Source organism: bacterium, assembly GCA_019695335.1.
Classification (GTDB): domain Bacteria; phylum CLD3; class CLD3; order SB21; family SB21; genus JABWBZ01.
In genome coordinates, this window is sequence record JAIBAF010000003.1 from 58,341 (window position 1) to 71,869 (window position 13,529).

The 13,529-nt window shown below is 40.4% G+C and carries 11 protein-coding genes; 5 read left to right on the forward strand and 6 right to left on the reverse strand.

The annotated features are described in order from the left end of the window. Position 1 precedes the first annotated feature (1 nt). From K1X84_01400 to K1X84_01415, 4 genes are read left to right on the forward strand one after another with little or no spacing between them, the layout of a single operon-like run. Positions 2-787: a carbohydrate ABC transporter permease gene (locus tag K1X84_01400; GenBank protein MBX7150266.1), complete on the forward strand. Its 786-nt coding sequence runs from the start codon at positions 2-4 to the stop codon at positions 785-787. A gap of 10 nt (positions 788-797) precedes the next feature. Then, on the forward strand, positions 798-1,499 hold the full coding sequence (locus K1X84_01405; GenBank protein MBX7150267.1) for a metallophosphatase family protein: 702 nt from the start codon (positions 798-800) through the stop codon (positions 1,497-1,499). A 23-nt stretch (positions 1,500-1,522) separates the two neighbouring features. After that, a complete protein-coding gene (gene secA / locus K1X84_01410; protein MBX7150268.1) occupies positions 1,523-4,564 on the forward strand; it encodes a preprotein translocase subunit SecA in 3,042 nt (1,013 codons plus the stop codon). An 18-nt stretch (positions 4,565-4,582) separates the two neighbouring features. Beyond that, positions 4,583-5,455, forward strand: a complete 873-nt coding sequence (locus tag K1X84_01415; protein MBX7150269.1) for a phosphoribosylaminoimidazolesuccinocarboxamide synthase — start codon at positions 4,583-4,585, stop codon at positions 5,453-5,455. A gap of 2 nt (positions 5,456-5,457) precedes the next feature. Here the strand turns inward: K1X84_01415 and K1X84_01420 are convergent, their stop codons facing one another. Genes K1X84_01420 through K1X84_01440 form a run of 5 tightly spaced genes read right to left on the reverse strand, consistent with a single transcriptional unit; the run spans position 5,458 to position 10,151 of the window. Next, on the reverse strand, positions 5,458-5,856 hold the full coding sequence (locus K1X84_01420; GenBank protein MBX7150270.1) for an EVE domain-containing protein: 399 nt from the start codon (positions 5,854-5,856) through the stop codon (positions 5,458-5,460). An 18-nt stretch (positions 5,857-5,874) separates the two neighbouring features. Next, complete coding sequence (locus K1X84_01425) at positions 5,875-7,440, reverse strand: HAMP domain-containing protein (protein ID MBX7150271.1); 1,566 nt, start codon at positions 7,438-7,440, stop codon at positions 5,875-5,877. After that, positions 7,437-8,072: a DUF4390 domain-containing protein gene (locus tag K1X84_01430; GenBank protein ID MBX7150272.1), complete on the reverse strand. Its 636-nt coding sequence runs from the start codon at positions 8,070-8,072 to the stop codon at positions 7,437-7,439. The genes K1X84_01425 and K1X84_01430 overlap by 4 nt, the downstream gene beginning before the upstream one ends. Further along, positions 8,072-9,490 carry a BamA/TamA family outer membrane protein gene (locus K1X84_01435; GenBank protein MBX7150273.1) on the reverse strand — a complete coding sequence of 473 codons (1,419 nt, stop codon included), beginning with the start codon at positions 9,488-9,490 and terminating at the stop codon, positions 8,072-8,074. Before K1X84_01435 ends, K1X84_01430 begins: the two co-directional genes overlap by 1 nt. 1 nt (position 9,491) lies before the next feature. Continuing rightward, positions 9,492-10,151, reverse strand: a complete 660-nt coding sequence (locus K1X84_01440; GenBank protein ID MBX7150274.1) for an endonuclease III — start codon at positions 10,149-10,151, stop codon at positions 9,492-9,494. 204 nt (positions 10,152-10,355) lie between these two features. Here K1X84_01440 and K1X84_01445 point away from each other — a divergent pair, with 204 nt between their 5' ends. Next, entirely contained in the window at positions 10,356-12,365 is a 2,010-nt protein-coding gene (locus tag K1X84_01445; GenBank protein MBX7150275.1) for a VanW family protein, read from the forward strand. Here K1X84_01445 and mutY read toward each other — a convergent pair. Further along, complete coding sequence (gene mutY, locus K1X84_01450) at positions 12,353-13,459, reverse strand: A/G-specific adenine glycosylase (protein ID MBX7150276.1); 1,107 nt, start codon at positions 13,457-13,459, stop codon at positions 12,353-12,355. The two genes, K1X84_01445 and mutY, sit on opposite strands and share 13 nt — an antisense overlap. Positions 13,460-13,529 lie beyond the last annotated feature (70 nt).

Here is a 13,529-nt window from a genome sequence, read left to right on the forward strand (position 1 = left end):
CGTGACAAAGGCAGGTAAAATATTTCGTATTGCAGCGTTGACGCTAACGGTTGGCGCTTCTTTATTTCCATTGATCTGGATGCTCGGACAATCGTTGAAAGGCTACACTCAAGGATGGTCTTTTCAAAGTTACGTTGATGTGTGGAATTCTGGCCTTTTTGGGCGATATTTTTTTAACAGCGTTTTAGTCGCATTGTGTGTCACGTGCGGCAATTTGCTTTTCTGTTCATTGACAGGTTATTTTTTTGCACGGCAAAAATTTCCTTATAAAAACCTGATTTTTGCCAGCGTGCTATTGACGCTGATCATCCCGGCGCAAATTGTAATGGTTCCGATGTATGTGATGATGCATGCGTGGGGATGGCTAGATTCTTATTGGGCTTTGATTGTTCCATGGTTAGTCAATCCTTTTGGGATATTTTTGATGAAACAATACTTTGAAAGTTTGCCGGTGAGTATTGAGGAATCGGCAAAATTAGATGGCGCCAACGACTGGTCAATCCTGTTTAAAATTGTCATGCCCATTGCCAAACCGGCCCTCGCTGTGCTCGGAATTTATATTTTTGTAAATAACTGGAATCAATTTTTATTTCCATTTTTGTTTGTTGATTCCGATACAATGAGGACGTTACCGGTCGGCTTGGCATTTTACAGCGGTTATCAGGATATTGATATCCGTCATCTCATGGCCGGCGCATCCATCGCCTCGATTCCAATGATCTTGGTGTTCTTGATTTTTCAGCGACAAATAATTGCCGGATTGGTTGCAGGTTCGATTAAGGAGTAAAATTCATAAAATGGTTATTGCGGTTATTTCGGACATTCATGCTAATCTTGAAGCATTGACACGGGCGCTGGAAGTCATTGACGAATTGAAGGCAGATGAGATCATTTGCCTTGGGGATGTGGTCGGGTATGGACCCGATCCTGATGCCTGTGTAACTTTGATTCGTCAGCGTTGCAAAGTAGTACTTTTAGGCAATCATGATCATGCGGCGTTACATACGGATGCCGCGGCCAATTTCAACAATTTTGCAAAACAAGCTGTGTTATGGACAGCAGAACATCTGAGCGCTGAGAGCAAAAATTATCTAAGTAATTTGCCTTATACATACAAACGCGATAATATTTTGTTCGTACATGCTACGCCGATGAATCCGGAAAAATGGCATTATATTTTCACGTATGAAGAGGCTCAAAAGCACTTTATGCACTTCACTGAAAACATTTGTTTCGTAGGACATACTCATTTCCCGGGTATTTATAGTAATTCTCCCGAGGCAAAAAAGATTAACAAGGAAAATCAATTTATCATTAATGTTGGCAGTGTGGGGCAGCCACGCGACGGAAATTATCGTATTAGTTTTGGCTTATTTGATGATACCGAATGGAGTTATAAACACGTCCGTGCGGAATATGATGTAACGACAACTTTTAATAAAATCAAAAATAACGGACTGCCGGATTACCTGGCCGAACGCTTAATCCAGGGACGATAAATAATCAGGAGCATACGGATTTCATGATCAATTTATTATTAAAAACGATTTTCGGAGACAAACATGTCCGCGATATTAAAAAGATATTGCCGCTCGTTGAAGAAATAAATCGTTATGACGCCGAATTTGAAAAGTTAAGCGATGACGAGTTAAAACAAAAAACGGCTGAGTTCAAAAAGAAAATCAAAGATAATACCGTAGAAGAAGCCGCCGAAGTAGAAAAAGTGCGTGAAACTATTCGGTCAAACGCCGACCCCAATAAAGCCAAAGACCTGATTGATTCGCTTAAGGCTGCAGAAAAACATTTAACGGATGTTGAGAGAGCTGTGCTGGACGATATTTTACCTGAAGCATTTGCATGCGTAAAACAGGCGATGAAACGTTTGAAAGGGCAGTCATGGGATGTATGTGGGCGTCAAATCACCTGGGACATGGTTCCGTATGACGTTCAGTTGATAGGCGGAATCGTATTGCATCAGGGTAAGATTTCAGAAATGGCAACCGGCGAAGGTAAAACGCTGGTGGCTGTTGCTCCCATTTATCTGAATGCTCTTACGGGTCGCGGTGTACATCTTGTGACGGTCAATGATTACCTGGCGCTTCGCGATAAAGAATGGATGGGACGCGTGTACGAGTATATGGGACTGACTATTGGCGTCATTCTGAATGATATGAATCCGCAACAGCGCAGGGTCGCTTATGGCTGCGATATTACGTACGGAACCAATAACGAATTCGGTTTTGATTATTTACGCGATAACATGGCGACATCACCGGATGATGTTGTTCAGGTCCGAGGACATTATTATGCCATTGTGGACGAAGTAGACTCCGTACTTATCGATGAAGCTCGTACTCCTTTGATCATCAGCGGCGCCGTCGATGCGCCAACCAATCAAAAATATGAGGAAATGAACGGCGCGGTCAAAAAGTTAGTTGATTTGCAAACCCGATTAGTGAATCAACTGGTTGCAGACGGCGAAAAGTTAGCCGAAGCCGGAGATGAAAAAGAAGCCGGAAAAAAATTCTTGATGGCAATGCGAGGAGCACCGAAAAACAAACGTTTGATGAAAGCCATGAAGGAAGAGGGCATTGCCGCTTTAATTCAAGGAACCGAAAATGAATACCTTCGCGATAAGAAAATGCATGAGATCGACGAAGAGCTGTATTTTGCTATCGACGAAAAAAATCATTCCATCGATCTCACTGAAAAAGGTCGAAACACGCTTTCACCATCGAATCCGGAAACGTTCGTGATCCCGGATCTTTCCGATGAAATCATCAAGATTGACACGAATTCAGGTTTGAGTGATCACGAAAAAGTTATCAAGAAAGACGAATTGGGAAAATTATATTCCGAACGCAGCGATCGTATCCATAGTATGGAGAAATTACTGACGGCATATTCACTTTATGAAAAAGACGTCGAATATGTTGTGCAGGACGGAAAAGTTCAAATCGTTGACGAATTTACAGGACGTATCCTTTCCGGCCGGCGTTACAGCGACGGTTTGCATCAGGCGATTGAAGCTAAAGAAGGCGTCAAAGTCGAACGCGATACTCAAACGCTTGCGACAATTACGTTACAAAATTATTTTCGATTGTACAGCAAATTGGCCGGTATGACCGGTACGGCAGTGACTGAATCGACAGAATTCTGGGAAATATACAAACTGGATGTCACGGTTATTCCGACCAATCGAAAAATTGTCCGTGGAGATCACGAAGACCAGATTTACCGTACCAAGCGCGAAAAATATAATGCTGTGGTTGATTTAGTATCGCAAAATTGTAAAGACGGTAAACCTACGCTCGTTGGAACTACATCGGTGGACGTTTCGGAAACGCTCAGCCGTATGTTGACCCGTAAAGGCGTCAAGCACGAAGTACTCAACGCAAAACAAAATCAGCGCGAAGCTGAAATTGTCGCTAACGCAGGCCGAAAATTTGCCGTCACCATTGCTACGAATATGGCCGGTCGTGGTACGGATATTAAATTAGGCGATGGCATTAAAGAATTAGGCGGTCTGCAGATTATCGGTACAGAACGGCATGAATCACGGCGAATCGATCTACAGCTACGCGGGCGAAGCGGTCGGCAGGGCGATCCGGGTGCTTCAGTTTTCTTTATTTCCCTCGAAGATGATTTGATGCGTTTATTCGGATCGGAAAGAATTGCCCGCGTTATGGACCGGCTTGGAGCGGAAGAGGGGGAAGTCATTTCACACCGCTGGATTACGAAAGCGGTCGAACGCGCCCAAAAGAAAGTCGAAATGCGTAATTTCAGCATCCGTAAACGTTTGCTGGAATACGATAACGTAATGAATCAACAGCGCGAAATCATTTACTCACGCCGCCGTCGTGCGCTGATGAATGAAAACATTAAAACTGAATTTCTGGAAATCATGGATGAATTTATCGAGCTCTTGTTTGATAAATTTACCAATAAACAGCAACATCCGGAAGACTGGGATCTGGATGGGTTACAGGAATTTTTACTTCGTACGTGCGGTATTCAAATAAGCAAAGAAGATTTTTATTCCATCCGGTTAGAACAATTCAGTGAAAAACTCCGTTCAATTCTGGATGGACGTTATGAAACACGTGAGCAAGTATGGACTTCTGAGAATATGCGGCGCATTGAACGCATTGCTATTCTTAAAACCATCGATGAACGTTGGAAGGAACATTTGCGTGAAATGGAGGAATTCAAAGAAGGTATCCATTTACGCGGTTATGGTCAGAAAGATCCCCTGATCGAATATAAGACTGAAGGTTTTGACATGTTCATGCAACTGCTGGATCGGATCACAACCGAAGCGGTTGAATTTGTTTTCAGAGCAGAACCCGTTCAAGAGATGGAACAACAAATGATCAAGCGCGCACGCGCCATGAAAACCGTGCATGCATCATCGGATGGAATGGGCTACAGCGGTGGAGGTGAACAGGCGCAGGAACAGAAAGCACCCAGTCACACACCGGTCAAAGCTGAACAAAAAGTTGGCCGCAACGATCCATGCCCTTGCGGCAGCGGGAAAAAATATAAACATTGTCACGGCCGATAAAATTGCAATAAGAAAAATATGGTAATTCCAACAACGAACTTGAAAGAGTTCAAACTTTTTCGCCGAGGCAAGGTGCGGGATGTTTATGAAGTTGACGATAAACTTCTCATTGTCGCAACCGATAGGATTTCTGCTTTTGACGTGATCATGCCGAATCCTGTTCCCCAGAAAGGCGAAATTCTGACTCAGATATCATTATATTGGTTCGGCCAAACCAAAGATATCGTGCCTAATCATCTGATAACTTCAGATGTCGAACAATATCCATCTGTATGTAAACCCTATTCGCAAATTTTGTCTCAGCGAAGTATGTTAGTTCACAAAACCAATCCACTTCCGGTTGAATGTATTGTTCGCGGCTACATTTCAGGCTCCGGCTGGAAAGAATATCAAAAAAATTCTACGATTTGTGGAATTCCTCTGGGCAAAGGCTTAATGGAATCAGAAAAGCTGTCGGAACCGATTTTTACGCCATCAACAAAGGCGGAAAGTGGTCACGATCATAATATTTCGTTTGAAAAGATAAAGCATTTGATTGGTCAGGAAACGGCTGAAAAAGTACGTGAGATGGCTTTAAAGATTTACGTCAGAGCGCAATCCATTGCCGAGAAAAAGGGAATTATCATTGCCGACACAAAAATGGAATTCGGAATTAAAGATGGCGAAATTATTTTAATCGATGAACTGCTTACGCCTGACTCATCCCGGTTCTGGCCGGCAGCTTTGTATAAGCCCGGAGGAAGTCAGCCGAGCTTTGATAAACAATTTTTGAGAGATTATCTGATCGCTATTCGTTGGGATAATAATTCACCGGCGCCTCAATTACCCGACGAAATTATTATCAAAACTAAAGAGAAATATACAGAAGCTCTTCGTTTATTAACGCAATAAAGCTATTCCAATTTTTTCAGTAAAACCTTCCAAATAGCTTCCGGAACTGGGCCTACCGATAGCCGTGGCTGCCTCACAAGCTTCAGATCTTTAAATTGACTATCGGCCTTGATCTCTTTTAATGTCACCGTTTTAGCAAATTTCTTTATCGCTTGGATCTCAATTACGGATAAATCAGCATGTTTGGGATCCGGATAGGCCGTAGAAACGGCTTCTGCCAAACCTACAATACATTTCTCGTCTCCGGTATGATAGATCATCAGTTGATCTCCTTTTTGCATGCTCCGAATATTGTGCAACGCATACGGATTTTTAACGCCATCCCATACAGTTTTTTTGTCACGAATGAGGTCATCAATAGAATAGGTCGATGGCTCGGTTTTTAATATCCAGTAATTCATAAATTAACTCCATTTATTTTAAATAATAATATGTTTTAATGGTAACTGGATAAAGAAAGTTGTACCCAGATTCTGGACACTTTCAACATTGATTTGTCCGCGATGTTCTTCGATAATAGTTTTTACAATTGCAAGACCCAGCCCCATTCCGGTAGATTTAGTTGAGAAATGCGGCTCAAAAATCCGTCCAAGCAGGTCTTTTGGAATCCCTGTGCCATTATCGGCAACGGAGATATGAACGAACTCGCCTTTACAATACAACCGGATGACTATCTTACCATCATTTTTGGATGCTACTACCGAAGAAGCGTTTTCCAAAAGATTGATCAACACCCTTTTAATCGCTTCGATATCGGCTTCAATTGAAGGAATTTCATCCAACAATAGTTCTATAGGAATTTTTGCATATAGAGCTGAAACATCACGAACGACCTTTGTTAAATCTATCGATTTGAACGCCAAAACCGGCATTCTGGCAAATTCAGAGAATTCTTTGGTAAGATTTCTTAAACTTTCAATTTCTTCTTGGACAATTTCATAACAATCGTTTAAAGTTTTCCTATAGCGCTCATCGTCGCCTTTATATGAATCTTTAAGCTGTTGAATAGTCAATTGAATAGGGGTGAGAGGGTTCTTGATTTCATGAGCCAGCCGTTGCGCGATTTCCCGCCATGTGGACATTTTTTCGAGAAAAAGCAGCCGCTGCTGTTGTTGTTTGATATCCAAAACCATGCGATTAAACGAATTCGTCAATTTTCCTATTTCATCTTGACGGGATTCTATAGCGATTTGGTAATCCCAATTACCTTTGGAAATTTGATCGGTACCATAAACCAGTTCTTGAATTGGCCGTGTCATCGTCGAAGAAAAAAACACGGCAATGCCGATTGAAACGGCTATAATCAGTAAATAAACTGTTAAAAATGCGAATAAAAAGCTGCGTGTAATTGCATCACGCTCAAGTCCGAACGTTTTGTAGAACTGGAAAACCGCCAAGATATTCTCTGATTGTTTGGTAAAATCGGATTTAAGTTGGACCACACTCAATAAAATCCCTGGCTTTTGATTTGCCGTCAAAAAGGGCAGCCCGGTCAAAATAATCTGCCCATCTTCACGGTATTCCGATAGTATAATTTGACTTTCAAGTGCATCCTTAAACAATGCTCGGTCGTTTAATACTTGAGTAATACTATTGTCATTGGAATATATAAAAATTAACTGATCGGCATCTCGCACAGCAATCCCATCAAATTTAAAAGCGTTTGATTTTAATGATTCATAAAGCCGTCGAGATTCAGTTCGATTATCAATTTTAGTGTTCGTAACGGTGACAAGAAACCGGCGTACGTCGGAAGCTTGCATAAGCTGACGTGTATTTTCCAGGCAAATTTTTTTTTCATTTTGCAGTATAGTTCTGGAGAGTTTGACTCCGTCTTCTAACGCCAGTTCCATCCTTCGGCTAAAGCCAAGATTGAAAACCTTTTCCATCATGCTTTGGAACAAAAACGAGAGGGGAATCGCCGGAAAAAGGGAAAGAAAAATAAACGCGGCGATCAACCGGTTTTTGAGTTTTTGAAAAATCATTGGCGAGGTAATTCAGATAATTTAAAACTTTGAGAATTAAACCAGCCGCTCTTTTTAGATTTGCTTGAGCCGAAAAAGAACTGAAGCAGACCGGACAAACTAAAGTGAAGCTCTTTACCGGAATTTTCATCCAGTGAACTTTCTTCCGTATCGTTTAGCCATTCCCAGAATGTACGCTCCTGTTCCGATCCGATTTGTTTAATTAAAATTCGCAATCGAATCGTATAAGTTCGTTCATAATTCAATGTTGCAGAATTAGTTATATCGATATTCTGCACCTGTCGCATGTATGACTGTAACGAATCAAACGATGGAAACTTTTTTTCAGATGTCTCATTATGTAATGAAAATACTTCATCCCAAACATCGTAATGAATCTTCAATGCGCGATCGCCTCGGAGAATGTCAGAGTTTCCATCAGTTAATACCCAGTTTAAAGACATATCCATAGGTAACCCGCTCAAAATAGTTCCAGTAACTTTTTCGTTGAAAAAATTGTCCAAGCTGACGTCAAACTGTAACCGGTCATTACGAAGAAACGGTTTGATAGCGTTGACTTGTCCGTATAGAAAAGTTGCCGTTATGTTAAGCGCGATAATAATCGAAAAATAAATTTTTGAATATGATTTCATCAAAAAGTATACCCAAGAAAAAAGTGTAAAGTAAAATCGTCAACCAGTTCTTTGCGGCTTGAGCGTGTCAAAGGAAATCCCATGTCGAGACCGACGACATTGATCACAGGGATTTTCGCCCGAAACCCGAATCCAGTGCCAACAGCCACATGATTATTGAATTTAATTTCCTGATTGCTCGACCAATTATTACCGACATCCATGAAAATAATTCCTGTTAAAAAGTTTTGTGGGAATTTATTTCCAATTAGCGGAATCCGATACTCGCTATTGACGATATAAAATTTATTGGCGCCTTCGGCCGGTGAAAGACTGTAGTTTAAATATCCGCGTAAAGAGTTGGTTCCTCCTAGATAATAATTTTCGTAAAAAGGAACGCGCGTCAGGAAATCGGTTTTTTGCATGATGTAAGCACCGCGAAATCTCATAGCAAAAGTTTGTGCGCGATAAGTTCTAAAATAGCGGCGATAATCCAATTCGTATTTGATAAAACTATAATCACTGCCAAATGCTTTAGACGAAATATCTACGCCAATTTTAGTCCATTTTCCTCGTGTTGGTTGAATGCGGTTGTCACGGGTATCTCGGTACCAATACACATCAAAACTTGAGAAAAAATGTTTTTGAATGACGCGCTGAATGGCTCGGGGCAACAGTTCGTATGTCAAATCCAACCGATTGCTTGCAAATAATGCATTGGCGCCCGAATCGGCTTTGACGGAGGCCATTCTGAATTCTATAAATAAACCCCGTGTGATGATTTTTGAAAAATCGAAAGTAATAGAGCCACCGAGTCGCCGGAGTCCGTGAATATAACTTTGCAACTTTTTACGAGTTGTGTCAGGCGGAGTAGAGTAATACACTAATCCGCGTTTTTCAATAAAAGCTTTGACTGAATATGGAAGTCGACTGGTGTTAAAACCATTGTTGGCATATTCCATGTATAAGCCGCTCACGTTCCCACCAACAACACTTCCGATATGGCCTCCGATTCGAAAATCAAATTTCAGTTGTTCACCGCTACGACTAAAAACATTTTGCCGAATACCGATCGGCGTTACTGTCCATCCATCCATATCATATAAACCTGCCGCAAAAATCACATAAGGAAATTTCTGCTTTTCAGCATCGATAGTGAGAACCACTTGTCCTTTTCCGGATCCGGGTTGTGGCAAAATTTGAACGTTTTTAAAAAAACCACTGCTTTTTAGGCGAGATTGCGCGATTTGCAACTTTTCAACATCAAGCGGGGAATTGAGGCTCAGGCCTGTTAATTGGGCAAGCAATTGATCAGACAAGTGACCTACCGCCGGAAATCGTATTGATTCGATTTTCAGGACACGTTCAGTCGTATCAAGCTGTGAAAAAACAGATTGGCCGCTGATCATCAGGAAAAAAAATAAAAAGATTTTTTTCATTTTAACGTGAAATGGTTACACCTTTGCGCGCACAATATTTTTTTACTTTGCAATTACTGCATAGCGGGGACACGGGTTTACAATGATTTTGTCCGAAAGCAACGAGTAGATCGTTATATTTTAACCAATATTTTACCGGTAATTTTTTCCTTAATGCCATTTCGCTATCATCAGGAATTTTGGTCTTAATATAGCCGAACCGGTTAGAAATTCGATGGACATGTGTATCAACGCACATGGCCGGCTTATTATAACCCAGAATCAACACGAGATTGGCCGTTTTCCGGCCCACACCTTTAAATTTTAATAATTCATCAATTGTATCCGGAACTCGTCCTTGATACTCGTCAAGAAGCTTCCTGCAAATATTCAAAATTTCTTTGGATTTATTGCGATAAAAGGCAACAGGATAGATGAGTTTCTGAATTTCTTCTTCAGACAACTTCAGCATGTTTATGGGATTTCCTGCAATTTTAAATAGCCTTAGGCTAGCTTGTTCAGTCACTTGATCTTTAGTTCGCAAACTTAATACTGTGGAAATCAAAACGCGAAATGGCGATTGTTCGTCATTGGCAATTACGCTGACCACCGGTAATTTCCATTTTGTTGCTTCTTTTTCAATGATCGACAATACACGGTTAATATTTGAATTTGTGACCATTTTTGTTCTTTATTTGTGCGATTAGGTATTGCAAACGAGTAAATATTTAGTTATCATTTGCGGTTCACAAGATATTATTTTTTGAATGACAAAACAAGAAGTTTAAGTCGAAGAAAACTAATTTATTAGGAAATTTTTGCTGAATTTCTTGGGTTATTTAACTTGAATCTATATTCAAATTCCTGATCTTGGAGGTTGTATATCATGTCTGAAAATTCTGTTTCGAAAGTTTCGAAAACAGAAAGTACCTACGATCAAACGATCGCTATTACTCCTTCAAGTTCCTATGATCTTAGTGCCGCTGAACGACTCACGCCCAAAATAACTTACCCTACGGACATTCCTGCCAATGAACTCCTTTTATATCGTATAGGATTCTACACCGTTTTGATGTTAGGTTTGCTCATTTTAGCGTTCACACTCAATGGCTTTTACTTGTCGGAAAGGATGGTGTGGAACACATATATTGGCCCTGTTAATGTTGGTGGCAAAACAATTTCTGAAGCCCGGAACATGCTTGAAGACTATTTAAATGAATTTAAGCAGGCCAATATACCTCTCCGTACTAATAAAGGCGTTTTTATTGTCAGCAATGCCGGTTTTGGGACAACTTACGACATTGAATCGGCCTTGATCAAGGCATACAAAAAAGGACATGATGAACATTTCTGGCCAAACCAACGTAAACGACTCTCATCTTTTTTTTCTTCACAGACCATTCAACCCCAACATTGGTTTGATATAAATCGTTTTACTCGACTGATTACCAATAGCATTCCGGCTTTAAAATATAACCAGCCAACGGATGCTACGGTCAGTTATGTTAATAAAGAATTTGTAGTTGTACCTGGAACGGATGGATTAGGGTTTGATGAAGAAGCGGCAGTCAAACAGTATGAACAAATGCTTTCAGCTATCCAATCGGCGGATCTTAATATCGAAATTAAAGATCGGACAGCTGATATTGATGTTGAAATTGCCGAATCTGCCCGAAAACTTGTGAATTCTATGAGCCGCAGGCATTTAGTCATGATGTATTCGTACGACGGATACAATTATGACCGATGGTCTTTGTCGCTCAGAGAGTCTCGCGATTGGTTTGAATTCAAAAAAATCAAAGAAATGGGCAATGCTAATCTCTATCCTGTTTTAAAAAATGACAAATTGCGCGCTCATTTGAATAAACGCATCGCTCCATACATGTATCTCGCTAAAGAAGACATTACAATAAAAAACGTAAACGGCAAACCTGTTGCTGAAGGGGTTGCCAAAGACGGTTATTATCTTGATGTAAGAAAATCAGTTAATGCTATCAACGACTCTCTGATGGCCAACAGGATCGATACGGTTGGTAATTATGCTGTGATGCTTGAAGTTGCACATTTGATTGGCGGAGTATCTAATCCGGATAATGAATTTAATATTTCAGACGTACTGGCAACTGGCGTAACGGATTTTTTTGGTTCGCCACAAAATCGAAAATTTAATATTGGTCATGCGGCGAAAAATTTTCAGAACTTAGTTCTGCATCCGGGTGAACGATTTTCGTTTATAAAACAAATGGGGATCGTCGATAGTACTACCGGTTATTTAAAAGAATTAGTCATCGTCAATGGAGATAGTACAGAACCCCAATATGGAGGCGGCATTTGTCAGGTTTCCAGTACACTTTTCAGGACTGTCTTTTTTGCAGGCTTAGATATTGTAAATCGCATTAATCACTCGTTCGAAGTGAAGTATTATCGACCGGTTGGTCTAGATGCCACAATTTTTGATCCCTCACCAGATCTTATATTCAAAAATGATACGGAAAACTTGATTTTAATACAGAACTATGTCGATATAAAACGTACTAAACTTTATTTTAAAATTTTTGGTAAAAAAGACGGACGTAAGGCCAGCTTTGAAGGACCTGTTTATGACGGTTTAGTTGGAGAAAAACAAGAACATTACCGTTACACATGGTTCCGTCACATCGAATATAAAGATGGAAAACAGATTACAGAAAAATATCCGTCCGTATATCGAAACAAAGATCTTGTCAAAAAACACAATCCTTCTGCCGATTCACTGGCAAAAGTAATGGCAGACTCATTAGCCAAAGTTTTTGCCGATTCAGTATCAGCGGCTAGGGACGATTCGCTCAAATCTCAAATCGAAAAATCAAATGAGACGCCCGACGATGAAGAATTGGAGAATTCTCAAACGCCGTAGTCTTCAAATATGCGGGCAATTATCTGCTGATTGGCTTTAGGGAATGCAAAGCGTGTAAGCTCGCTGATCGATACCCACCTGAGTTTTGTTTCCTTCCGGTTTTTTAATTTTCCAAAAGTATGTCGTGCATAAAAAAAGTGCAGCATGATCGAATAATGGGAATAATGGTGTTTAAACGACACAATCGGCTTAGTTATTCGGACGGTTATACCTGTTTCTTCTTCAACTTCACGAATACACGCTTGCTCGATAGATTCATCTTCCTTTTTTTTCCCTCCTGGAAACTCCCATAAATTGCCTAAAATAACATTATCGGGGCGTTTTGCGATCAGAATCTTACCGTTTTTTATAATAACAGCGACCGCAATGTGTTTGATTTCTCCTCTGATTTTCTTTTTCTTTTTTGGTAAAATTGAAGGATCGTCCATCTCTCTAAAAGCGCGACATTCAAGTTTCCAACAACATTTCGAACAAAGCGGTTTAGCCGGTTTACAAACTAATGCACCCAATTCCATCAACGACTGATTGAAATCCGATGCTTTTCCTTCAGGGATCAATTCCTGAATAAAAGGTGTAATAACTTTTTTGACGATCGTTGAATCCAATAATCTGGTTATTTTCAACAGGCGAGAAGCCACTCTGATGACATTCCCGTCAACGGCCGGATAAGATTTGTTATAGGCAATGCTCAATACAGAACCCGTAGTATAAGTGCCAAAACCAGGCAATTTGCTTAAAAGTTCATAATCATCCGGAATGTTCCCGTAATATTTTGCAACGATAATCTTGGCTGCATTATGAAGATATTTGGCGCGTCGGTAATATCCCATACCTTCCCAGATTTTCATGACGTCATCAAGTTCAGCATTAGCCAATGAATACACATCAGGAAAACGCTTTAAAAAGCGTTGATAATAGGGGATGACCTGATCGACCTGAGTTTGCTGCAACATTAGCTCAGAAATCCAAATGGCATACGGATCTCTTGTTTTACGCCAAGGCAAATCACGCTTATTAGATTTAAACCACGTTAAAATTTTTTTTTGGAGTGTTTTTCTTTTTTTAAGGATCTCCGACGTGTACTGTTTGCTCATAATAAAATTTGAATTTGATTGTACTTTTGCTGAACGAATTGGTACGACAGGTGACGTTTTAATATTGATA

Excerpts from the sequence above, each read along its gene's own strand:
- K1X84_01435 (MBX7150273.1), bottom strand. The coding sequence starts at position 9,490 with ATGAAAAAAATCTTTTTATTTTTTTTCCTGATGATCAGCGGCCAATCT.
- K1X84_01440 (MBX7150274.1), bottom strand. The coding sequence starts at position 10,151 with ATGGTCACAAATTCAAATATTAACCGTGTATTGTCGATCATTGAAAAA.
- K1X84_01405 (MBX7150267.1), top strand. The coding sequence starts at position 798 with ATGGTTATTGCGGTTATTTCGGACATTCATGCTAATCTTGAAGCATTG.
- K1X84_01415 (MBX7150269.1), top strand. The coding sequence starts at position 4,583 with ATGGTAATTCCAACAACGAACTTGAAAGAGTTCAAACTTTTTCGCCGA.
- K1X84_01430 (MBX7150272.1), bottom strand. The coding sequence starts at position 8,072 with ATGAAATCATATTCAAAAATTTATTTTTCGATTATTATCGCGCTTAAC.
- mutY (MBX7150276.1), bottom strand. The coding sequence starts at position 13,459 with ATGAGCAAACAGTACACGTCGGAGATCCTTAAAAAAAGAAAAACACTC.
- K1X84_01425 (MBX7150271.1), bottom strand. The coding sequence starts at position 7,440 with ATGATTTTTCAAAAACTCAAAAACCGGTTGATCGCCGCGTTTATTTTT.
- K1X84_01420 (MBX7150270.1), bottom strand. The coding sequence starts at position 5,856 with ATGAATTACTGGATATTAAAAACCGAGCCATCGACCTATTCTATTGAT.
- K1X84_01445 (MBX7150275.1), top strand. The coding sequence starts at position 10,356 with ATGTCTGAAAATTCTGTTTCGAAAGTTTCGAAAACAGAAAGTACCTAC.
- secA (MBX7150268.1), top strand. The coding sequence starts at position 1,523 with ATGATCAATTTATTATTAAAAACGATTTTCGGAGACAAACATGTCCGC.